Raw genomic sequence first — 23,038 nt, 5'->3', positions numbered from 1 at the left:
AGCGCCCCGTCGAACGGTTCACGCCCTTGTCGTCCGTGCCGATCAGCCACACCCGGCGCCATCCGGTTCAGGGCACCATCCACGAGAGCAAAGGGGTGGACTGCAGGTAGACGAGCACGCACATCACCGCGAGGAAGAGCACGCTCCAGAGGAACACCCTGCGGAAGAGATCGCCCTCCCGGCCGGACATACCCACCGCCGCCGCGGCGATGGCAAGGTTCTGTGGGCTGATCATCTTGCCGAGCACCCCGCCGGACGAGTTCGCGGCGGCGAGCAGGGTAGCGCTCAGCTCGGCCTTCTGCGCGGCGACCACCTGCAGTGCGCCGAACAAGGAGTTCGACGACGTGTCGGAGCCGGTCACGGCGACGCCCAGCCAGCCCAGGATCGGCGAAATGAGCGCGAAGATCCCACCGGCGCCGGCCATCCACGTGCCGAGCGTCGTGGTCTGCCCGCTCGCGTTCATGACGTAGGCCAGCGCGAGCACGGCCATCACGGTCACGATCGCGGGAGCGAGCTGGCGATACGTGGCGAAGTAGATGCGCAACGCGGTCGCGGGCCGGATCCGGATCACGGGAATGGTGAGCAGCCCGGCGATGATGAGCAGCGTGCCGGCCGCGGCGAGCCAGTCGAACTTGAACATCGGCAGCGTCGACACCTTCCCGCTCGCGGACGCGATGTGCAGCCCGGGCCAGGCGAAGGTGCGCGTGACGCTGGTCAGCGCGTGCTGGATCGCCGGGATCTGTGCGAGCCCGAACACCACGATGATGATCAGGTAGGGCGAGTAGGCGCGGAACACCTCGGCGCCGCTGTCGCGGCGGCCGGCTTCGGTGTCACCGTCACCGCCTCCACCCGATGGACCGTCGCGGCCCGCCCGGGGAGCCTGCCGGTCGATCGTGGCCGTCGAGGTCGCCGCCTCCGCGCGCCCGTCCGGGCCCGCGCCGGCGGTGCGGGTGACCTCAGGTCCGCCGGCCTCGGTGAACCCCTCGACCGGCCGCCAGACCCGCAGGAACAGTACGATCGCGCCGGCGCTCAGCAGCGACGCGACGATGTCGGTGAGCGGTGCGCTCACGTAGTTCGAGATCGCGAACTGCGCGACGGCGAAGACCACGCCGCAGACGAGCGCCACGGGCCAGGTCTGGCGGACCCCGCGGGTGCCGTCGATGATGAACACGAGCGCGAGCGGGACGACGAACCCCAGCAGCGGGGTCTGGCGTCCGACCATTGCGGACAGGTCGTGCAGCGGCAGGCCGGTGACGGTGGCCAGCGTGGTGATCGGCACCGCGAGCGCGCCGAAGGCGACGGGTGCGGTGTTGGCGACGAGTGCGACGACCGCGGCCTTCAACGGCCGGAAGCCCAGCGCGATCAGCATGACGCTGGTGATGGCGACCGGGGTGCCGAACCCGGCCAACGCTTCGAGCAGCGCACCGAACGAGAACGCGACGATCACGCCCTGGATCCGCTGGTCGTCGCTGACCCGCGAGAACGAGCGGCGCAGCACGTCGAAGTGTCCGGTGTGGACCGTCATGTTGTAGATCCAGATCGCGTTGATGACGATCCAGAGGATGGGGAAGAACCCGAACGCGGCACCTTCGGCCGCCGCGAGGAACGCCGGGCCGGCCGGCATCGGGTAGACGAAGATCGCCACCACGATCGCGACCGCGAGTGAGATCAGCGCCGCGAGCCACGCCGTCATCCGGAGGATGCCGAGCAGGACGAACAGCACGATCAGTGGGACAGCGGCCACGAGCGACGACCATGCGAGCGAACCCGCGACGGGATCGAGAATCTGCTGGTACATGTGCCACCTCACCGTTGAGGACGACAACCTGGGATCTGCCGGCTTACGCCCCGGATCGGGACCTCCCGACAGCGTCCGCTGCCAGGCCACGGATCGAGGCATCGAGGACCTCGACGGTGTGGGCGACCTTCAGCTGCGCGCCGAGCCGCTCGGCCGACGCGGCCAGCTGCATCAGGCAGCCCGGGTTGGCCGTCACCAGCAGGGGTGCGCCGGTGGCGAGAACGTTGCGCGCCTTGCGGTCCCCGAGTTCCCCCGCGGCCTCGGGCTGCAGGATGTTGTAGATCCCCGCGGAACCACAGCACAGTTCGGCTTCGGCGATCTCCCGCAGCAGAAGCTCCGGGATGTCCCGCAAGAGCGCCCGGGGCTGCGTGCGGATCGCCTGCGCGTGCCCGAGGTGGCAGGCGTCGTGGTACGCGATCATGACCGGCAGCGGGTGGCGGGCGGCCACCGTTCCCCGCTCCACGAGGAATTCCGTGATGTCGCGCACCCCCTCGGCGAATCCTCGCGCGCGCTCGGCGTAGGCGGGATCGTCGGCGAGGAGGTCCGCGTACTCCTTCATCGCCGAACCGCAACCGGCGGCGTTGACCACGACCTGCTCAACCCCAGTCGCCGCGAAGGTGTCGATCAGCTTGCGGGCAAAGGATTGCGCCTCTTCCTCACGGCCGTTGTGGACACTCAGCGCACCGCAGCACCCCTGCCCTGCGGGCGCGATCACGTCGAAGCCTTCGGCGGTCAGCACGCGGGCGGTCGCCGCGTTGACGCCCGGGAAGAACTCCCGCTGCACGCAGCCCAGGAGCATGCCGACGGTGCCTCGCTTCGCACCCTGGGCGCAGGACTGTTCCGGCACCTGCTCGAACGGCTCGAGCTCCGGTGCCAGCGACTCCAGCGCCGCCAGCGCCGGGAAAGTCCTGCGCAGCAAGCGGCCGCGGCGCAACCAGCGGCTGAGGCCGGTGGCCTGGTAGGCCCGCAGCGGACCGCGCAAGGCGTGCAACCGCTTGGCGTACGGGAATACGCCGAAGACCGCGCGGCGCATCAGCCGGTCGCGGGCGGGGCGGTGGTGACGCCGCTCCACCTGCGCACGGGTGGCTTCGATGAGCTTGTCGTACTGCACGCCGGACGGGCACGCGGTCACGCAGGCCATGCACCCGAGGCAGGCGTCGAAGTGCTGCACCATCTCCGGTGTCATCGGCTCGCCGCCGAGGCCCATTTCCATCAGGTAGATCCGCCCGCGTGGAGAGTCCATCTCCTCGCCCCACAACGTGTACGTGGGGCAGGTCGGCAGGCAGAACCCGCAGTGCACGCAGTCACCGACGAGCGCCGCCGACGGCGGGTGGTGGTCATCGAAGGCAGGTTCGGACATTTAGATCCCTCCGGCGAAGCGACCGGGAGCGAGCCGGTGCTCGGGGTCGAACTGGTCTTTCACCCGGCGCATCAAGCTCAACCCCCGTACCGGCCCCCACGGGTCGAGCGCCGCCTTCACCGCAGGCGGAGCGTCCAGCACGACGACATCCCCGCCCCAGGTGGCCGACCGGTCGCGCAAGACCTGGACCAGCTCGGCGATCACGGCGGGCTCGGCGGCACCCGGCACCGCGGCGTACAGGAGACCGACGCCGGCCGAACCACGGGCCGAGACCGGTACGCCGTGACGCCGCGCCTGCTCGTCGAGCGCGTTCAGCAAGGCCGGCAGGCCCGTGATCCGGTGTGTGAGGCGCAGGGCCACGTCGCCTCGCCGCCAGGGGGCTCGGCCCCACCACTCCGGCGCGGCGTCGCACGGTTCGGCGCCGTCCCCGAGGAGTTCGAGGAACTTCGCGACCCGGCCGGCGACTCCCTGCGCAATGCCCTCGACGAGCACCGCGAGCGTCCCCGTCGCGCCGGCCGGGCGGTCGAGTTCGACCGCGTTCGGCACGAGCTGGGTGTGCAGAACCCGCCGCAGACGCTCGTACGCGACGCCTGTCGAGTCCACCGGCACCACGACCCAGCGAGCCACCGCCGGTCGCGGGTGCAGCCGGAACACCGCCTCGGTGACCAGGCCGAGCGTTCCCCAGGATCCGGTGAACAGCTTGCCCAGGTCGTAACCCGCGACGTTCTTCACGACCTTTCCGCCGGCCTTCGCCACCACGCCGTCGGCCCGGACGACCGTGATACCGATGAGCAGGTCGCGCACCGCGCCGTGGGAGAAGCGCAGCGGGCCGGAAGCGGCGGTCGCGATGAGCCCGCCGGCCGTTCCGGCGTCGGCCGCGCCAGGCGGCACCACGGGATCCGCTGCCAGCCGCTGACCCGCGGGGGAGAGGCGGTCCTGCAGCGTCGCGAGGCGCAGGCCCGCGTCCACGTGAACGACAAGGTCGCCGGCGCGGTGCTCGACGACGCGGTCCATGCGGCCGGTGTCCACGACCAGGTCGGCCTTCGCGGGCCGCTGTCCCCAGCCGAGTTTCGTCCCCGAGCCCCGGACGACGACGGCGAGCCCGTTGTCAGCGGCGATCCGCATGACGGCTGCCGCTTCCGCGGTGCTGCCCGGTGCCGCGACGAACGACGGCGCGATGCCGTCGACCTCGTCACCCACCTCCGCGGGTCGGGCATGCTTCGCGGTCGCCGCGCACAGCGCGTCCAGCATCGCCGGATCGGGCCCGCTCATCAGAAGACCTCGGCGATTCCGGCTTCCTGCAAGGGATGCGCACCCTTGTGCCGGCCTGGCACCTCACCGCACAGCCGCGGCGTCGGGAACACCTTGCCGGGATTGGCCAGCCCGGCCGGATCGAAGGCGCAGCGCACCAGCTGCATCGTGTCGAGGTCCGCCTCGGTGAACATCCGCGGCATGAACTTCGCCTTGTCCGACCCGACGCCGTGCTCGCCGGTGATCGATCCGCCGTACTCGATGCAGAGGTCGAGGATCGCCCCCGAAACCTCCTCGGCGCGCTCGGCTTCGCCGGGCACCGCGTCGTCGAACAGCACCAGCGGGTGCAGGTTTCCGTCCCCGGCATGGAAGACGTTGGCGACCCGGACTCCGCTGCTGCGCGAGAGCTCCGTCATCCGGTGCAGCACCTCGGGCAACGCGGTGCGCGGGATGACACCGTCCTGGACGATGTAGTCGGGACTGATCCTCCCGACGGCGGCGAACGCCGACTTGCGCCCCTTCCAGAACAACGCGCGCTCCACGTCGTCCTTCGCGATGCGGATCTCGAAGGCCCGGTGCGTGCGGCAGTGCCGCTCGACCTCCTCGAACTGCCGCTCGACCTCGTCGGCCGGTCCGTCCAGTTCCACGATCAGCACCGCGCCCGCACCACCGGGGTAGTCACAGTGCACGGCCGCTTCGGCCGCCTCGATCGCCAGCGCATCCATCATCTCGATCGCCGCGGGCACGACTCCGGCGCCGATGATCTCCGAAACCGCCGCTCCGGCGTCGTCGGTGCTCGGGAAGGCCGCGAGCAACGTGCGGACCGCTTCCGGCAGCCGGGTGAGCCGCACCGTCACCTCGGTGGCGATGCCGAGCGTGCCTTCCGAACCCACGATGGCCCCGAGCAGGTCGTACCCGGTCGGATCCGGCGCCTTGCCGCCGAGCCGCATGGCTTCGCCGTCGGCGGTCACGAAGGTGATGCCGGTGACGTGGTTGGTGGTGAAGCCGTACTTCAGGCAGTGCGCGCCACCCGAGTTCTCCGCGACGTTGCCGCCGATCGAGCACACCTGCTGGCTCGAGGGATCCGGCGCGTAGTAGTAGCCCTCGGGCTTCGCGGCCCGGGAAACGTCCAGGTTGATCACCCCTGGCTCGACCACCGCACGCTGGTTCTCCTGGTCGATCTCGATGATGTGGCGCATCCGCGAGGTGACGATGAGGACCCCGTCGGCGCGCGGCAGCGCACCACCGGAGAGGCCCGTGCCGGACCCGCGCGCGACGAACGGCACCTCGACCTCGGCGCAGGCACGCACGGTCTCCACGACGGCGGCCGTGTCCCGAGCGAGCACGGCGAGCGCGGGAGTGACCTTGTAGTGCGCGAGGCCGTCGCACTCGTAGGTACGCAGCCGATGGTGATCGTCGATGACCGAATCAGGACCCAGCGCCGCCCGCAGGCGCTCGGCCAGCGCCGCGATACCTGGTCGCACATCTCGTGGCTCGTAGGTCGTCATGCGCGCCCTCCCAGCCCGCTTGACTGTGGATACGGACGGCTTTTGAGCTACAGAAAGTAAACTCTGCCTTTCGGCACCGTAAGACGCTCCGGAAGGCCAGTCAACTCGAGTTCTCGGGCGGGGGACAGGGCCTCGCGGGTCGCGGGGGAAACCGCAGGTGGGCCGCGTGCGGCTACCCGGCCAAGCGCCGGATGCTGGGCCGTGCGGTGATCACGACCGAGCCGCCGCAACTCCAGCACTCGACCGCCATCCCCGGCGGAGTCCGCCCGGCGACCTCGCAGCTGGCGCATTCCCACGCGGTGAGGACGACGAACTCCATCGAGCCGTCGTCGTCGGACTTCGCTTCCACGACGCTCCACCGTTTTCTTGATCAGCATTGGTTCGACGCCGTAACAGGCAGCCGGTGCAGGACGAGGCAAGATAACGAAACGATATACCTTAAGTCAAGCCGGAGCGTGGTTTTTCGTTGCCCTTGACATCCCTGCGCGGCGTGCGAATACGCTGCGCACAGCGCGATCCCGTTCGAGATGCGGCGTCGGGCCAGTGCCGTCCTGGTCTCGGGAGTGGCCGAACGTCCTCGTGAGTCCGCCCGGGCCGTCACGGAAAGTAGCCCGCAAGCAGTCGGTTTGGCGACCGCAACCGCGATGGCGATCAGCGCCGGCCGGAGTCGTCGATGCTTGCTCGGGGCGTGGGTACGGATCGCCGGACAGCGAAGGTCTTTTCGCAGAATTTCATATCGTCGGCGAACTCAGGTTTTTGTAAATTCAGGCGTCGGTTTTTCTGCCGAACGTCGCCGAATATGACCAGGAGGTTCACACGTACTGACCAGAGAACGGCGGGCGAATTGGATCGAGGGCCCGCAAACAGAGGAGAATTCGCATGCCAGAAGTAGTGTTCAGCGTCGACCAGACGAAATCCATGCGCGATCAGGCCGTGCCGGGCCACAACCGGTGGCACCCGGACGTGCCGGTCGCCGCGATGGTCCGTCCCGGGCAGGAGTTCCGGGTGGAGTGCCGGGAGTGGACCGACGCCCAGCTCGGCAACAACGACTCGGCCAACGACGTGCGCGACGTTGACCTGAACCGCTGCCACATGCTCAGCGGTCCCATCGGCGTCGAAGGCGCGCAGCCCGGCGACCTGCTCGTCGTCGACATCCTCGACCTCGGCCCGGTTCCGCAGGAGACCGGCGACGCGCCGGGGCAGGGCTGGGGCTACACCGGCGTGTTCGCCAAGGCCAACGGCGGCGGGTTCTTGACCGACTACTTCCCCGACGCCTACAAGGCGATCTGGGACTTCCACGGTCAGCAGGCCACGTCGCGCCACCTGCCGGGCATCCGGTACACCGGAATCACCCACCCCGGCCTGTTCGGCACCGCGCCTTCGGCCGAGCTGCTCCAGCGGTGGAACCGCAGGGAGCAGGCGCTGGTCGACCGCGAGCCCGACCGCGTACCGCCGCTGGGCCTGCCGCCGTTGCTCGACGGGACGCTCGCCGGAACGGCCGACGGGTCGACCGCGGACCACATCGCCCGCGAGGGCGCACGCACGGTGCCGGCCCGGGAGAACGGTGGGAACCACGACATCAAGAACTTCACCCGGGGGTCGCGGGTCTTCTACCCGGTCTACGTCGACGACGCCAAGTTCTCCGGCGGAGATCTGCACTTCAGCCAGGGCGACGGCGAGATCACCTTCTGCGGCGCCATCGAGATGGGCGGGTACATCGACTTCCACGTCGACCTCATCAAAGGCGGCATGGAGAAGTACGGCATCACCACGAATCCGGTGTTCATGCCGGGAAACGTCGAACCCCGGTATTCCGAGTTCCTGTCGTTCGTGGGCGTCTCGGTGGATCGGGAGACCGACGAGAACCTCTACCTCGACGCGACCATGGCCTACCGCAATGCCGCCCTGAACGCGGTGGAGTACTTCAAGAAGTGGGGCTTCACCGGTGAACAGGCCTACCTGCTGCTCGGCTCGGCGCCCATCGAAGGCCGGATCAGCGGCATCGTGGACATCCCCAACGCGTGTTGCACGCTCTACGTGCCCACGGAGATCTTCGATTTCGACGTGCGCCCGACGAGCGAGGGCCCGGTGAGGGCCGATCGCGGACAGTGCGCGGTCACGTCCTGACCTGCAGAGCGGGTTCAGCGAGGCCGGACCTCGTTCGGTGTCGACCGACAGTGGCGAAACGCTCGGCTGGGACTCTCAGCCGAACGTTTCCCTGGCTGTACTGCCTGAGCGAACCGTGCACGACGAACGCCACCGGTCGCCCGTGATCGGTCGCGCGGAACCGGTTCGGATGGCAGGCCGCCGCAACGGACCGGGCTCCGAGCTCGCTGCCGGTCATCGTGGCGACGAATGCGGCCGGTGGTCCGGACATCTACGGCACGGCATCTGCCCGCCGCGTCCGGGCCGGATGCACCTGGAGCGGGTCTGAAAATGCTGCGCTCCCGGTGATTCACCGTGTGGAGGACGATCGCGGGTCGGCAGACGGCGGCAAGTCGGTGGCCGAAATGGACAAACAGCGCTAACGGGACAGCGGTCTGTCGACCTTTCCTGAACGCGCACTGATGCGGTCCGACGTACTCTTGTTCCCGGATGGGCCAACGGAACGCGCCGCCCGGTTCGCACCGGACGTGCCGTCGTCTCCACGCTCTCAGTGTCCTCGCACGGCCAGGCGACGAGGTGACGGCGATGTGCCCGACCGAGCGCGAAGGAGGCTGTGCGTGAGCCCCGATTCACCGTGCGTCGTCGGCAAGCAAGCCGTCCTGCCGCCCGTGGCGCGCCGGCTCCCGGCGCGAACGCGGCTGGCGATCGCGGCCGGGCGGCTCGGCGCGGCGATCTCGCGGGGGATGGGTCTCGGCAACGGCGGCGTCATCGGCGGGCGGATCGCACTCACACTGGATCCTCGCGTGCTGAGCCGGATCGGCGGCGGTCGGACAGTGGTGCTGGTGACCGGCACCAACGGCAAGACCACCACCGCGCTCATGCTCAGCCGGATCCTGGAGACGCTGGGCCAGGTCGCCACGAACAGCGACGGCGCGAACATGACCGACGGGGTAGTCGCCGCCCTGGTGGACAACCATCAGGCGCCCTTGGCGGTCCTCGAAGTCGACGAGACCTACGTGCCCGCCGTCGCCGCGCAGGTGCACCCGGCCTGCCTCGTGCTGCTCAACCTCAGCCGGGACCAGCTGGACCGGGTCGGCGAGGTTCGGACGACCGAACGGGCGTTGCGGGCGGTCGCCGCGGCATTGCCGGACACGACCGTGGTCGCCAACTGCGACGATCCACTGGTCACCTCGGCCGCCCTGGGCTCGGCTCACCCCGTGTGGGTCGGCGCGGGACAGCGGTGGCACGCCGACGCCGTGGCCTGCGCCCGATGCGGCCGAGCCGTGGTCCGGCAAAACACCTGCTGGCACTGTGCGTGTGGTCTTACCCGGCCGGATCCGCTGTGGACACTGACCGGTGATGCCGTGCAAACCACGGCGGGCTCGAAGATCACGCTCGGCCTCCGCCTGCCGGGCCGGGCCAACGCCGCGAACGCCGCGATCGCGGTGGCCACCGCCGCTCGGCTCGGTGTCCCGCCGGAGGTCGCCGTCGCACGACTTCGCCCGATCGCCGACGTCGCCGGCCGATACCGCCAGGCTCGGGTGTCCGGGCGCAGTGTGCGGGTGATGCTGGCGAAGAACCCGGCGTGCTGGGAGGAAACGTTGCCGCTGCTCGACTCCCGGTTGCCGGTCGTGATCGCGGTGAACAGCGGTGAGGCCGACGGGCGGGACATGTCGTGGTTGTGGGACGTGCAGTTCGAGCAGCTGCGTGGACGGCAGGTCGTGGCGGCCGGCGAACGGGCGACCGATCTGGCCGTCCGCCTCACTTACGCCGAGGTGCGGCACACGCTCTGCCCCCGTCCGTTCGCCGCGGTCGACTCACTGCCGCCCGGCCCGGTCGAGCTCGTCGCGAACTACACGGCGTTCCGAGATCTCCGGCAGCAGCTCGGCGATGACTGAGTCAGCCGTCCGGATCGGGGTGCTGCTGCCCGACATCCTCGGCACCTACAGCGACGGCGGCAACGCCCAGGTGCTGCGGCGGCGATCGCAGTGGCGGGGCATCGCCGCGAGCGTGACGGAGACCCGCCACGGCGAGGCGGTGCCGTGCTCGCTCGACCTGTACTTGCTGGGCGGTGGCGAAGACGATGCCCAAGCTCTTGCGACGGCGCACCTGCACGAGCATCCCGGACTGCAGCGGGCGGTCACACGAGGTGCCGTGGTGTTCGGCGTCTGCGCCGGGCTTCAGGTCCTCGGTATGAGCTTCACGACGCCCGACAACGTCTCCCATCGGGGTCTGGGCCTGCTCGACGTGGTGACGTCTCCCGGGCGGGGGCGTGCGGTGGGGGAGATCGTCGTCGACGTCAGACCCGAGCTGACGGCACAGCCCCTCACCGGCTTCGAGAACCACCTCGGCCGCACGCTCGTCGGCCCCGGCAGCTGTCCGCTCGGCTCGGTACGCACCGGCGTCGGCAACGGGGATGGCACAGAGGGCGCGGGAACCGGCCGGGTACTGGCGACCTACCTCCACGGCCCGGTGCTGGCGCGCAACCCCGCGCTGGCCGACCGGCTACTGGAATGGGTGCTCGGCACCCCGCCCTCGCCGCTGGCCCTGCCGGAGGTCGATGCCTTGCGGGAAGAACGATTGCGCGCAGCCATGCACGGCCCGCGGTGGTGATCCCCCCCCGGACACCCAGCGCTCGCGTCGGACCATCGCAGCACGAACCACGGCCGGCAGCCCGAACGGTCGGCGTTGCACCGGGGGTGAAATCACCAGGGCGCAGGCGCGGAGTCGCCTGACTTCACGGCGACTCAGACGTCGATCCGGGCCGCGCACCACCAGCCGCGTTCGGTGCGCTCGCACCGGACATGCCGCCGGGACACGGCTTTCGGAATCGCCCCGGTCGGGATGACGGCGCCGAGGTCGGTCATCTGGCAGCGCAGCCGCACCGTCGAGCCGTCCACGACGATCCCCTCCGCGGTGACCGGGATCAGGCTCCTGGTCCGCATCATGAGGATGACCTTGTCGAGCAACGCGACCAGCACCGAACCGTCCGTCGCGCCGCAGACCTCGAACGACCAGGCCGCGGACCCGCGGTGCAGACGTGTACGGGCGAAACTCTCCACCAGCGCGCGGACGGCTTCCGTCAGGCACGCTTCCCGCGTCGGTCCCCACGCTTCGATACGCAGGTCAGCGGCGTGCACGACGCGTGGCGTAGCGCGGGCGTCCTGCTTTGGCAACGGTTTCCGGTCGAACCTCCCCACCAGTGCAGCATCCGGGCGAGGGCCCGTGTCCGGCTTCACCCGGACCAGGCGAACCTTGGGCCCGGCCGAACCCGGCGCGCCCGCATCGGGTTTGGACCGGTCGAGTTTCACCAGTGGTGACCGAGTGGCCGGTTTTCCGGCCGGATCAACAACACCGGCCTCTCCTCGGTAGGAAAGTTGCGGTCGGTCGGCCGTGTTCGTGACCGTGTGCCGGGAAGTGGTGCATCCACACAGTGCGGTGCTCGCGTGCAAACTTGCGCAGGTGACAGCCCTCTTGACGGAATGTGAATTCGGACACACCCTGTAGGGAGGTGTGAGGGAGCCGTCGAGCGCAGACCGCCTCGGAGATCCTCACGCAGGGGAGGTCCATGTGGGGACCACACCGGGCGAACAGCCACCGTCGAGCGAACCCTCTTGGCAGCAGGGCAATCCTGCCCATCGGATCAGCTATCCCACCCCGAGTACCGGGCGCACCGTGCTCGTCGCCGCCACGGCGGCGCTCGGCGGTTTCCTCTTCGGCTACGACACCGCGGTGATCAACGGCGCCGTCAAGGCGGTCGGGGAAACCTTCAACGCGTCGCCGTTCGTCCTCGGGTTCGCAGTCGCCGCTGCGCTGATCGGCTGCGCGATCGGCGCCTGGTTCGCGGGTGCGATCGCGGACCGCTACGGTCGGATCCGCGTCATGTGGCTCGCGGCGATCGCGTTCGCGATCAGCGCGCTGGGCAGCGGCTTCTCGTTCTCGATCTGGGAACTGGCGTTCTGGCGGTTGGTCGGAGGCCTCGGTGTCGGTGCCGCATCCGTGATCGCTCCCGCCTACATCGCGGAGATCTCGCCGGCGCACCTGCGCGGCAGGCTGGGCTCGCTGCAGCAGTTGGCCATCGTGTCCGGCATCTTCGTAGCGTTGCTCGTGGACTACGCACTGGTCGCCGGATCAGGCGGCGCGCTGGATCCCCTGTGGTTCGGCCTCGCGACGTGGCGGTGGATGTTCCTGTCGCTGCTGATTCCCGCCCTCGCCTACGGCCTCCTGGCCTTGACGATCCCGGAGTCGCCGCGACACCTGGTCCAGAAGGAGCAGCTGGCCAGAGCGGCAGAGGTGCTGCGACGGTTTGTCGGCGGAGACGTCGACGCGAAGATCACGCAGATCATCCGGACGGTCAAAGGAAAGACCGAACGCACCGGCTTCGTGACCGTCCGTGGCCCGAGGCTGGGGTTGCTGCCGATCGTCTGGATCGGCATCGGACTGTCGATTTTCCAGCAGTTCACCGGCATCAACGTGATCTTCTACTACTCCTCGGTGCTGTGGCAGGCGGTGGGGTTCAGCGAGCAGAACGCACTGGCGATCACCGTGATCACGTCGGTGACCAACATCCTCACCACGGTCATCGCCATCGCACTGGTCGACCGGATCGGCCGCAAGCCACTGCTGGTGATCGGCTCGATCGGTCAGTTCGTCTGTCTGGGCGTGCTCGCCCTGCTCTTCGGCACCGCGCCGATCGTGAACGGCACGCCGGACCTGGGTTCGGCCGGGCCGATCGCGCTCATCGCCGCCAACGTCTACGTCGTGTTCTTCGGAGCGACGTGGGGCCCCGTGGTGTGGGTGCTGCTCGGTGAGATGTTCAGCAACAAGATCCGCGCGATGGCCCTGTCCGTCGCGGCGGCTGCGCAGTGGCTGGCCAACTTTGCCATTTCCACGACCTTCCCCGCGCTGTCGGATGTCGGGCTGGGACTTGCCTACGGCGTCTACACGTTCTTCGCCTTCGCGTCGATCTTCTTCGTGATCAAGTACGTCAAGGAGACGAAGGGGCGTGAGCTGGAGGAGATGGCCTGACGATGACCGAGTCGACGTCGACGGTCCGAGAACTTCCCGACGCACTGCGCGACGGTGATCGGTTCGCCGAGCGGTTGACCGGCCGACGCCCGGCGGTGTTCCTCGACTACGACGGTGTGCTGGCCCCGATCGTGAACCATCCCGAGGACGCCCTGATCTCCGACCGCATGCGTGCCACGGTGCGCGCGCTGGCCCTGCGCTGCCCGGTGTGCGTGGTCAGTGGCCGAGACCGGCTCGACGTGCAGCGGTTGATGGGGATCGACGACCTGGTGGTAGCAGGCAGCCACGGCTTCGACATCTGGAGCCCGGCCGCCGGCGAAATCCACCACGATGCCGCGAGCGGGTTCGAGGACGTCATCGGCGAGGTCACCGATCGCCTGCGCACCGAAACCGGCTCGATCCCGGGCGTGGTGATCGAACCGAAGAAGGCCTCGGTTGCGGTGCACTATCGGCTCGTCGACCCGGACCGGCGCCAACGGATCGCCACCGTGGTCGAGACCCTCCTCGCCGAGCATCCGGACCGGCTGAAGATGACGCCGGGCAAGATGGTCTACGAGCTTCTGCCGAAGATCGACTGGCACAAGGGCAAAGCCGTGCTCCACCTGCTCCGCGCCCTGCACCTGGACTCGCCGGACGTGGTCCCGATCTACCTCGGCGACGACATCACCGACGAGGATGCCTTCCGGGCACTGGCCGATCGTGGTGGAGTCGGCATCTTCGTCGGCCGGGCCGACGACCCCGAAGTGGCCGATCGCAGCACGTCGGCCGACTTCGCCCTCTCCTCCCCGGAAGAGGTCGCGCAGCTGCTGTCCACTCTGGCCGTCGGTGACGGCCCGCCCCCGGACGAGCGGAAATCCGTGTCCGACTGCGTGCTCGTCTACGACCACTTCGATCCCGGCGTCGAAGGTCTGCGGGAGTCGCTGACGTCGACGGGCAACGGATACTTCTGCACCCGCGGCGCAGCCGAGTGGGAGGACGCCGGCAAAGTCCACTACCCGGGCACCTACGCGCACGGTGGTTTCAACCGCGAGACCACCATCCTCGGGGGACGCCCGGTGCAGAACGAGGACCTGGTCAACCTGCCGAACTGGCTGGTGCTCAAGCTGCGCATCGAGGGCGAGGAGGCGATCAGGCTCGGCAACGTCGAACTGATCTCCTACGAGCACTCCTACGACATCCGGCTCGCGACCGTTCAGCGCGTCCTGCGCTTCCGCGACCGCGCCGGACGGGAGACGACGCTGCGCAGCCGCCGCTTCGTGAGCATGGCCCACAGCCACCAGGCCGGCATCGAGTGGACGCTGACGCCCGAGAACTGGTCGGGTCGCGTCGAGGTGATCTCCGGGCTGGACGGCCGGGTGACCAACCAGATGGTCGCCCGCTACCGCGAGCTGGAGGGGCGTCACCTCGACCCGGTGTCTCCGCGCACTTTCGGTCCGGAGACCATCGCGTTGAAGGTGCAGACCCGGCAGTCGGACATCTACGTCACCGAGGCCGCCCGCACCCGCGTCTTCCTCGACGGCGAGCAGCTTCCGGTGGAGCGCACCCTGGATCAGATGGATGACTACATCCAGCAGGTGATCACCTTCGACGTGGCGCGGGGCCGGCCGGCTCGGGTGGAGAAGATGGTGTCGCTGTTCACCTCGCACGACAACGCGATCACCGAAACGCTGGCGGCCGCGGGCCGGGGCGTCCTGCGCTACCCGGACTTCGCCGAGGCACTGGTGGAGCATGCTTCGGCGTGGACGGAGCTGTGGGAGGTCTGCGACCTCGAGCTCCCGCGGGAACCACGGGTCGAACTGCTGCTGCGGTTCCACGTGGCGCACGTGTTGCAGGTCTGCTCCCGGCACACCGCACGGCACGACGCGGGTGTCCCGGCCCGGGGGCTCAACGGCGAGGCTTACCGCGGGCACGTGTTCTGGGACGAGCTCTTCATCCACCCGTTCCTCAACTTCCGGCTGCCCGGCATCACCCGCGGCTTGCTCCTCTACCGCTATCGCAGGCTCACCGAGGCCCGCGCGGCTGCCCGGGAAGCCGGCTTCCAGGGCGCGATGTTCCCGTGGCAGAGCGGCAGTGACGGCACCGAGGAGACCCAGGTCGTCCACCTCAACCCGCTCTCCGGTCAGTGGGACCCCGACCTCAGCCACAACCAGCGCCACGTCAACGCGGCCATCTTCTACAACGTCTGGCAGTACTACCAGGCCACCGACGACCGGGAGTTCCTGCGCGACTACGGCGCCGAGCTGATGCTCGAGATCGCGCGGTTCTGGGCTTCGATCGCCCGGTACGACCCGGAGCGCGACCGCTACGAGATCCACGGCGTGATGGGACCCGACGAGTTTCACGAGCGCTATCCCGGCAGCGAAGAGGGCGGATTGCGCAACAACGCCTACACCAACGTGATGGTGGCCTGGATCGCCGACACCGCACCGCGGGTGCTGAGGCTGTTGCCGGCCAGCCGCCGCGCCGCGCTGCGCGCCCGCCTCGGACTGACCGATGACGAGCTGCACACGTGGGACGAGATGAGCCGCAAGATGTACGTGCCGTTCCACCCGGACGGCATCGTCAGCCAGTTCGAGGGCTACCTGGACCTGGACGAACTCGACTGGGAGCACTACCGGGCCGAGCATGCCAACATCCAGCGGCTGGACCGGATCCTCAAGGCGGAAGGCGAAGAACCCGACCGCTTCAAACTGGCCAAGCAAGCCGACGCGGTCATGTTGTTCTTCCTGTTCTCCGACGAAGAGCTCCGCACTCTCTTCCGCCGGCTCGGCTACGAGCCCGATGCGGAGCTGACCCGGCGCACGATCGACTACTACGACCGGCGCACCTCCCACGGTTCGACGCTGAGTCTCGTCACCCACGCCGGCGTGCTCGCCGCGCTGGACCCGAAGAGTTCCTGGGACCGGTTCATCGTGGCGCTGGAGAGCGACATCGGTGACGTCCAAGGAGGAACGACCAAGGAAGGCATCCACATGGGTGTGATGTCCGGGACCTTGGACCTGCTGCAGCGCTACTACGTCGGCAGCGCCGTGCGGGACGGCGTGCTGTACTTCGCGCCGACCCAGCTCAACCGGCTCGACGGCCTGGTTTTCTCGATGCAGTACCGCGGCGTGCCGCTGCGGGTGTCGATCACGGGCGACGAGCTGACCGTCTTCGCGCTTCCCCAAGGCTTCCGCGGGCCGGTCTTCATCGGCGTCGGAGACGAGGTCCACGAGCTCGGGGCGGGGGACAGCCGGGTCTTCACCCTGTCCCACGAATCCGGACCCGCAACCCGGGAGAGCCACCCGGGCCACGCGGAAGGGAGTCACCATGGCGAACGGCTTTGAGGGCGCGATCTTCGACGTCGACGGCGTGCTCGTCGACTCCCCGCACGAGCGGGCCTGGAAGGACTCGCTGCGCGAGCTGATGGAGACCGAGTGGGCCGACATCCGCGACCGGACCACGTGGTCGGACGACCGCTTCACCCCCCAGGTCTACCAGCAGGTGATGTCCGGCAAACCCCGAGCCGCCGGAGCTTTGGCCGCCCTCGAGTACTTCGAGGTCCCCGACGCGAAGGCGCGCGTCGAGGTCTACGGTGCGCACAAACAGGACATGGTCATCAAGCTCATCGAGGCCGGCGAGTTCGAGGCCTACCCCGACGCGCTGCGCTTCGTCTTAGCGGTGAAGGCCGCGGGCATTCCGACCGCGGCGGCGTCGTCGTCGAAGAACGCCGGGCTTTTCCTGAGGCAGATCCGTCTCGACACCTTCGCCGCGCAGAACGGCCTTTCCCACGACTTCGTGACGCCCGGACTGAGCCTGCTCGACTCCTTCGACGCCGACATCTCGGGCCGCGACTTCGCCCACGGCAAGCCACACCCGGAGATCTTCCTGACCGGCGCGGCCGAACTCGGCGTCGCCCCCGAAGACTGCTTCGTCGTCGAGGACGCGGCCAGCGGCATCGAAGCAGCCAAGGCCGGCAGGATGTCGGCGCTGGGTGTCGCCAGGGCCGACGACGAGGAGCTGCTCTCAGCCGCACGGGCCGACCTCGTGGTGACCTCCCTCGACGAGATCGACGTCGCGGCGCTCGGCCGTCACGTGCTGGCCGGGCGGGCGTCATGACCAGCCCGGTGGCCGAGGCGGTTCCCCGGCCGGTCCACGAGGCCGCCGAGGGGACGTTCGCCATCGGCGTCGACATCGGCGGCACCAAGATCGCCGCGGGGGTGGTCGACGAGGGCGGGCACATCGTCGCCCGCACCCGGCGTCCGACGCCCGCCGACGACCCGTCGAAGACCCAGGAGTCCATCGCCGACGCCGTTCGCGAGCTGACCAGCGAGTACACCGTGGTCGGGGTCGGCCTTGGCGCGGCGGGTTTCGTCGACGAGACGCGTTCGACCGTGATGTTCGCGCCGAACCTCGCCTGGCGGGACGAGCATTTGCGGGAATCGCTGGAGGCCCGGCTCGGCCTGCCGGTGATCGTGGAGAACGACGCCAACGCGGCCGCGTGGGCCGAGGCCCGGTTCGGCGCCGCCCGCGGCGAGACCCACGTCGTCATCCTGACCATCGGTACCGGGATCGGCGGCGGTGTCGTCCTCGACGGGAAGCTCTTCCGGGGCCGCTACGGGCTGGCCGCCGAGATCGGGCACTTCACCATCGTCCCCGACGGACGGCGCTGCGGCTGCGGCCTGCACGGCTGTTGGGAGCAGTACGGCAGCGGGCGTGCGCTCGTGCTCGAGGCGCAGGAGCAGGCGACCGTCGCGCCCTCGATGGCCCAGGAGCTGCTGCGGCTCGCCGGGGGGCGTCCGGCGGGCATCACCGGCCACATCGTCACCGAGGCCGCGCAGTCCGGCGACGTGACCGCCCTGAACTGCTTCGACGAGCTGGGCAAATGGCTCGGGCGCGGGATGGCCGCGCTGGCCGCGATCCTCGACCCGGGCATGTTCGTCATCGCCGGCGGCGTGTGCGAGGCCGGGGAAATTCTCCGCGCGCCGACGGAGGCCGTCTTCCGCAAGAACCTCACCGGCCGTGGACACCGCCCAGCCGCGAAGGTGCGGATCGCCGAGCTGGGCAACGAGGCCGGACTCGTGGGCGCCGCCGACCTGTCCCATCGGCGGTGAACCCGGCGGGTTCGAGGCGCCGGTCGGGATTCTCGACCGGCAAGTCCTTTGTGGACCTCTTGGCCCGGGTGGTGCGCGGGTTCCACCTCGTCTCGACGGCGACCGCCGCGGCCCTTCGCCCGTAGACCACGGCACGTGCGGCGACTTATCATGAGATTGCACAGCGTGTCAAGGGCTGACCGAGTGGGTGGTCTTCATGCGCAGTTATCTCGTGGTCGCGAACCAGACCCTCCTGGGTCCGGAGCTGCAGAACGAGCTCCACAAGAGGATCGAGGCGGGGCCGAGCTCCTTCTATGTGCTCGTCCCGAACACCGCCGCCGCGCACTACCACACAGTGCCCGCTGCCGGCGGCTTGATGCCGATGCCCAGCGTGGTGATGGACTTCGGTCGACCTGCCTCCGACGAGGAGGCGACAGTGCAGGCCCGGCAACGGCTGGAACAGGTGCTCGCCGACCTCGCCGTGCAGAAGGTTCAGGCGGACGGCGACCTCGGGAGCGCCCAGCCGCTCGAAGCCATCGAGAAGGTGATGGCGGGTCGCGAGTTCGACGAGATCATCGTAGCCACGCTGCCCCGGCGCGCCTCCCGCTGGCTCCGGGCCGACCTGCCGCACCAAGCCGAGCGCCGGTTCGGCCTGCCGGTCACCACGATCACCACGAAACGCTGACCGGCCCGCGCGGCAATGAAATCGACGCAGGAGAATCACCGTTCTGTTTGATCAGGTACCGAGTCGGAAAGTCACGGACCTGGTGACCTAGGATCGCGAGGGAAACATTCCCTCGTGATTTCGCGGTAGCTTTCTCCGGGCGAACTTTTCACCGCACCGGCCCGGTTGCCGAAATCGATCCGCGGCCCTACTTGGCGCGACCACTGTCGACCGAGAAGGCTCTAGCACGAAGATCGCGACCCGGGCCGGGTGCCCGAGTTACGCGAGCGTGCGACGGGTGCGTGCGAAGAAATTGTCGATCAGCCCGACTGTCCGACGGCGCTGTTTCAGGACGGCATGCCGCGCCAAGACGGGTGAGCACGCGCGATACCCCACCGTCCGGTAATCGAACCGGGCGGCCGCGGTCCATGCCGATCGCCGGAATTTTCACGTTAATGTGGATTCTGCTCGGGTTCGGGGTACTCGCCCTGCCTCGGAATTGGAAGGAGCTGGGATGACGACGACGGGCACCACGACCGAAGACAGATATCCGACGCGGATCGGCGGCGAACCGGCGCTGCTGCGCCGGGAGGTGCCCGCGGTGTGGCCGGGTCGGCTGCGCGAGCCGTTCACCCCGGCCGAGCTGGCCGCGCACGCCGAACGGGGATATTCGATCGTCCCGTCGTCGGTCACGGGGGAGGAGCTGGATCTGCTGCGTGCGGAGCTGGATCGGCTCTGCGCCGACGAGACGCTGGCAGCGGACGAACGCGTGGTGCGGGAGAAGGCTTCCGGGGCAGTGCGGTCGATCTTCGAGGTCCACCGCATCAGCCCGCTCATCGCACAGCTGGTGCGCGATCCCCGTGTGCTGGACCGGGCCCGGCAACTGCTCGGCTCGGAGGTGTACGTGCACCAGAGCCGGATCAACTGCATGCCCGGCTTCCGCGGCAAGGGTTTCTACTGGCACTCCGACTTCGAGACCTGGCACGCCGAAGACGGCATGCCCGTTCCCCGCGCGGTCAGCCTGTCACTGGCACTGACGGACAACCACCCCTACAACGGTGGTCTCATGGTGATGCCCGGTTCCCACCGGGAGTTCGCGCAGTGCGCCGGCGCCACCCCCGGGGACCACTACCGGGATTCACTCAAGGAGCAGCAGGTCGGCGTGCCCGACGAGACCACGATCGCGCGCCTGGCGGCGGCCCACGGGATCGACCAGTTCACCGGTCCCGCCGGGCACGCGCTGTGGTTCGACGCCAACCTCATGCACGGATCCGCCGACAACATCACTCCCTACCCCCGTTCCAATGTGTTCGTGGTCTTCAACAGCGTGGAGAACACCTTGCGCGAACCGTATGCCGCTGCCTCGCCGCGTCCCCCGTTCGTCGCCGCCCGCGACTTCACGCCCCTCACGCCCGCGCACTAGCCGCAACCTGGCCCGCAGTCGAGAGTTCCCGGCGGTACTCGCAGGGGCGGTCCACCGCGTGGACCGCCGCGAGATTCGCTGCTGTTCGGCGAACCCTGTCCAATCTGGACGCCGATCTGCGCGACCGATCCCGCCGTTCGACAACGCTGCCGGGACACCGGGAACCACTCGACACCGGATGCCTCGTGCCGCCGGCCGGGAGGCGGCGCAACCGGGCGAGAGGCGCTGACCCGCCCGCTCACGGCCGGAATGTCGTCCCTGCTGGGAAACCCGCGCTCCCGCTGTGCGGGCGCCGTGGAGCAGCGCCCCAAAGGCCTCGACGCAGTGCGCCATCGCGTTGAGACCGCTCGCGGCTGACAGGTCCATGGGCAGCGTGCAAGTCAGCTCCAGGTAGTAGATGACCGTCCGCGGCAGCACCGCGGATCGGTCCCCGTCGTTTTGTGGGCCGCGTCGGTGAGCCCCACACCCGAGTGGCTTCCGACCCTACGTACATCGTCGAGATCGCGATGATCGGCGGGCCGGTGCTCAGCGCGACGGCCTTCGCGGTGTCGGTCGTCGAGCCGCCACCGACGCTCAGCAGCGAATCCGCGCCGGCCGAGCGCGCCGGCTCGCGGGTCTCACCCGCGACCGCGACCGGAACACCGGCTTTCCTGACACCTGGCGCCGGCCGCTCGACTGCCGGCAGTCGCCGAGCGGCACGGCGCGACACCCGGCGCGCTCGCGGTGGCCTGGACGCTGCGCAACCCGGCCGTCACCGGCGCACCGGTTTCGGTGAGCACTGGTACGCACCGCCGGCGCGGACGCAACCCGTGCCTGGAGATCGATGCACCCTTCCTCAGTCACTGCGAAATGGCGGAACGGTGGCCGTCCTCTGGGTCGAAAAGCTGGCCCTGTATCCGCCAGCGGACGGGTTCCGTCCCTGGACGCCGCTCGCCTTCGCGTCGCGCGGCTGTCACGGAACCGTGGATAGTCGAAGGGCCAGTCGTCTGGGGACCACCAGCCTCCGGCCTTGCCTGCGAGCCCATAAGCGCCCCTGGCGACGCGGGTGAGGTTTTCGCTTCAGCCCGGTGCTGCGCGTACAGCTTGGCGTACGGTCCGCCAAGGTCCAGCAGGTCTTGGTGCCGACCGGATTCGATCAGCCGCCCGTGGTCCAACATCAGGATGTGATCTGAAGCCGGAGCCAGGGACAGATCATGGCTGATCAGGATCGTCGTCTTGCCGCTGGCCAGCCGGCGCAGTGGTTCGATCACACGCTGGACGGCACGCGCATCCAGCCCGGCGGTGGGCTCGTCCAGGACCAGGATCGGGGTGTCGCGGACGATGGCCCTGGCGATCGCCAGCCGTTGCCGCTGCCCACCGGAGAGCCGGTGGCCGGCGCCGTCCAGCGCGGTCTGATATCCCTCCGGCAGGGCGGAGATGAACTCGTGGGCGTCCGCCGCGACCGCCGCGGCCACGATCTGGGAATCCGTGGCCGAGGGCCGTCCGTAGGCGATGTTGTCACGCACGGTGCCATGGAAGACCTGGGTCTGCTGCAGCACCAGGGTCACCTGTTCGCGCAGCGATTCGGTGGTGATACCACGCAGGTCGAAGCCGTCGAGCCGAATACTGCCTGAAGACGGGTCGGCGAAGCGCAGTAGCAATTTTGTGATGGTCGACTTGCCGGCGCCGCTGGCCCCGGTGATCACCACCAACTGGCCACGGCGGACCGTGAACGACAGCTCAGTCAGCGCGGACCGGTCGGCATCGGGATAGCGGTAGCTGACCCGGTCCACGCTGATCTCGCCACGGGAGTGGGCCAGCACGTGGGCACCCGCGTGGTCGACGACCGTCGGTCTTGTGTTCAGCAATTCCGAGATGCGGTCGGAGCTCGCCGTGGCCGCGTTCACCATGATCGTCAGAGAGCCGAGCTGGCGCAGGGGAGGATAGAGATAGCCGACGTATGCGGTGAACGCCAACACGCCCCCCGGGGTCAGGTGATGCTGGCTGATCTCCCAGATCCCTGCGCCGACCACCAGCAGCAACGCCGTGACCTCCGTGATGTCCACCAACGGTGCGTACGCTCCGGACACCCGTGCTTCGCGCACCTTGGTTCGCATCCAGGACGCGCCGTGTGCGTGCAGCCGCTGTTGTTCGGTGTGCTGTTGGTTGTAGGCCTGCACCAGGGGCAGGTTCGTCAGGCTTTCCTGGACCGCAGCGGTGATCATGCCGTTGTAGTCGCGCTCGTCGCGGGAGACTGTCTTGATTCTCTTCGAAAACGACCGTGCCGCCAGTCCGAATAGCGGGGCGAGAATAAATGACGCGAGTGCCAGGTGCCAGGATACGATCAGTGCGGCGCCGGCGTAGAAAATCGCGGTTACGATCGCACTGACGGTTTCGACCGTCCCGGACGCGGTCAACTGTTCGACCATCTCGATGTCACTGGTCACCCGGGCCACCAGATCACCGGTGTCATGCCGGGCGAAGAAGTCGGGGGAAAGCTGTTGCAGGTGTGCGTATACGGCGTCGCGTAGGCGAAGCAGAAACCGCTCTGACACCCAGGAAGTCAGGAGGCCGCCTCCGAACGAGGCGAAGCCCCCGACTGCGGCCATGCCGACCCAGATTGCGGCGGGCCGCCAGAACCCGCGGAGGTCGCCCGTGGTCAAGGCATCGTCGATGATCACACCGAAGGTCCAGATCGCCACGGTCTCCGCGACCGCGCTGATCACCAGCAATAGAATGGCCAGCAGCAGCAGACTGATGCGCCCCGGGTTCTGTGCAGGCTCTGATCTCAGGGAGGATGCAGAGCATGCCGGCACCGAAGAAGTACAGCGACGAGCTGCGTGAGCGGG

General features: G+C 68.9%; 16 protein-coding genes and 1 pseudogene. 9 read left to right on the top strand and 8 right to left on the bottom strand.

Going from position 1 to position 23,038, the window contains the following annotated elements:
- Positions 1 to 67: 67 nt before the first annotated feature.
- The 5 genes from AB0M56_RS48060 to AB0M56_RS48040 form a co-directional block, all read right to left on the bottom strand.
- Positions 68 to 1,798, bottom strand: a complete 1,731-nt coding sequence (locus AB0M56_RS48060; protein WP_364189649.1) for an L-lactate permease — start codon at positions 1,796 to 1,798, stop codon at positions 68 to 70.
- Between the two features lie 43 nt (positions 1,799 to 1,841).
- Positions 1,842 to 3,158, bottom strand: a complete 1,317-nt coding sequence (locus AB0M56_RS48055) for a heterodisulfide reductase-related iron-sulfur binding cluster (RefSeq protein WP_364189646.1) — start codon at positions 3,156 to 3,158, stop codon at positions 1,842 to 1,844.
- On the bottom strand, positions 3,159 to 4,430 hold the full coding sequence (locus AB0M56_RS48050) for an FAD-binding oxidoreductase (protein ID WP_364189643.1): 1,272 nt from the start codon (positions 4,428 to 4,430) through the stop codon (positions 3,159 to 3,161). It lies immediately after the preceding gene.
- A complete protein-coding gene (locus AB0M56_RS48045; protein ID WP_364189640.1) occupies positions 4,430 to 5,917 on the bottom strand; it encodes an FAD-linked oxidase C-terminal domain-containing protein in 1,488 nt (495 codons plus the stop codon). Before AB0M56_RS48045 ends, AB0M56_RS48050 begins: the two co-directional genes overlap by 1 nt.
- A gap of 172 nt (positions 5,918 to 6,089) precedes the next feature.
- Positions 6,090 to 6,266 carry a hypothetical protein gene (locus tag AB0M56_RS48040; protein WP_364189637.1) on the bottom strand — a complete coding sequence of 59 codons (177 nt, stop codon included), beginning with the start codon at positions 6,264 to 6,266 and terminating at the stop codon, positions 6,090 to 6,092.
- Positions 6,267 to 6,796: 530 nt separating this feature from the next.
- Here AB0M56_RS48040 and fmdA point away from each other — a divergent pair.
- From fmdA to AB0M56_RS48025, 3 genes are all read left to right on the top strand, one after another.
- Positions 6,797 to 8,044 carry a formamidase gene (fmdA, locus tag AB0M56_RS48035; protein WP_364189634.1) on the top strand — a complete coding sequence of 416 codons (1,248 nt, stop codon included), beginning with the start codon at positions 6,797 to 6,799 and terminating at the stop codon, positions 8,042 to 8,044.
- A 596-nt stretch (positions 8,045 to 8,640) separates the two neighbouring features.
- Complete coding sequence (locus AB0M56_RS48030) at positions 8,641 to 9,921, top strand: MurT ligase domain-containing protein (RefSeq protein WP_364189631.1); 1,281 nt, start codon at positions 8,641 to 8,643, stop codon at positions 9,919 to 9,921.
- Entirely contained in the window at positions 9,914 to 10,636 is a 723-nt protein-coding gene (locus AB0M56_RS48025; protein ID WP_364189628.1) for a glutamine amidotransferase, read from the top strand. The genes AB0M56_RS48030 and AB0M56_RS48025 overlap by 8 nt, the downstream gene beginning before the upstream one ends.
- Before the next feature lie 134 nt (positions 10,637 to 10,770).
- Here AB0M56_RS48025 and AB0M56_RS48020 read toward each other — a convergent pair whose 3' ends face one another.
- Positions 10,771 to 11,163: an archease gene (locus AB0M56_RS48020; RefSeq protein ID WP_364189625.1), complete on the bottom strand. Its 393-nt coding sequence runs from the start codon at positions 11,161 to 11,163 to the stop codon at positions 10,771 to 10,773.
- A 430-nt stretch (positions 11,164 to 11,593) separates the two neighbouring features.
- Between AB0M56_RS48020 and AB0M56_RS48015 the strand changes: the two genes are divergently transcribed.
- The 6 genes from AB0M56_RS48015 to thpD all read left to right on the top strand — a co-directional run bounded on the left by AB0M56_RS48015 (position 11,594) and on the right by thpD (position 20,210).
- Positions 11,594 to 13,051, top strand: a complete 1,458-nt coding sequence (locus AB0M56_RS48015) for a sugar porter family MFS transporter (RefSeq protein ID WP_364189622.1) — start codon at positions 11,594 to 11,596, stop codon at positions 13,049 to 13,051.
- A 2-nt stretch (positions 13,052 to 13,053) separates the two neighbouring features.
- Positions 13,054 to 16,377: a trehalose-phosphatase gene (gene otsB / locus AB0M56_RS48010; protein ID WP_364189619.1), complete on the top strand. Its 3,324-nt coding sequence runs from the start codon at positions 13,054 to 13,056 to the stop codon at positions 16,375 to 16,377.
- Positions 16,361 to 17,149: an HAD-IA family hydrolase gene (locus AB0M56_RS48005; RefSeq protein ID WP_364189616.1), complete on the top strand. Its 789-nt coding sequence runs from the start codon at positions 16,361 to 16,363 to the stop codon at positions 17,147 to 17,149. The genes otsB and AB0M56_RS48005 overlap by 17 nt, the downstream gene beginning before the upstream one ends.
- The gene (locus AB0M56_RS48000) at positions 17,146 to 18,144 is read left to right on the top strand and encodes an ROK family glucokinase (RefSeq protein ID WP_364189614.1); all 999 of its coding nucleotides are present in this window, start codon (positions 17,146 to 17,148) and stop codon (positions 18,142 to 18,144) included. The genes AB0M56_RS48005 and AB0M56_RS48000 overlap by 4 nt, the downstream gene beginning before the upstream one ends.
- Before the next feature lie 196 nt (positions 18,145 to 18,340).
- Positions 18,341 to 18,808 carry a hypothetical protein gene (locus AB0M56_RS47995; RefSeq protein ID WP_364189611.1) on the top strand — a complete coding sequence of 156 codons (468 nt, stop codon included), beginning with the start codon at positions 18,341 to 18,343 and terminating at the stop codon, positions 18,806 to 18,808.
- 493 nt (positions 18,809 to 19,301) lie between these two features.
- Positions 19,302 to 20,210, top strand: coding sequence for an ectoine hydroxylase (gene thpD / locus AB0M56_RS47990; protein ID WP_364189609.1), 909 nt, complete (start codon positions 19,302 to 19,304; stop codon positions 20,208 to 20,210).
- A gap of 520 nt (positions 20,211 to 20,730) precedes the next feature.
- Here the strand turns inward: thpD and AB0M56_RS47985 are convergent.
- Positions 20,731 to 20,919 (bottom strand): annotated as a pseudogene (locus tag AB0M56_RS47985) (iron-containing alcohol dehydrogenase); the annotation flags it as partial.
- 130 nt (positions 20,920 to 21,049) lie between these two features.
- Positions 21,050 to 23,038, bottom strand: a 1,989-nt coding sequence (locus AB0M56_RS47980) for an ABC transporter ATP-binding protein (protein WP_364189606.1), incomplete at its 5' end; no start/stop codon positions are given.

This window comes from Amycolatopsis sp. NPDC051372 (assembly GCF_040682095.1).
Classification (GTDB): domain Bacteria; phylum Actinomycetota; class Actinomycetes; order Mycobacteriales; family Pseudonocardiaceae; genus Amycolatopsis.
Note: the sequence above shows the minus strand (reverse complement) of the source record. Positions and strands in the feature narration are given on the sequence as shown.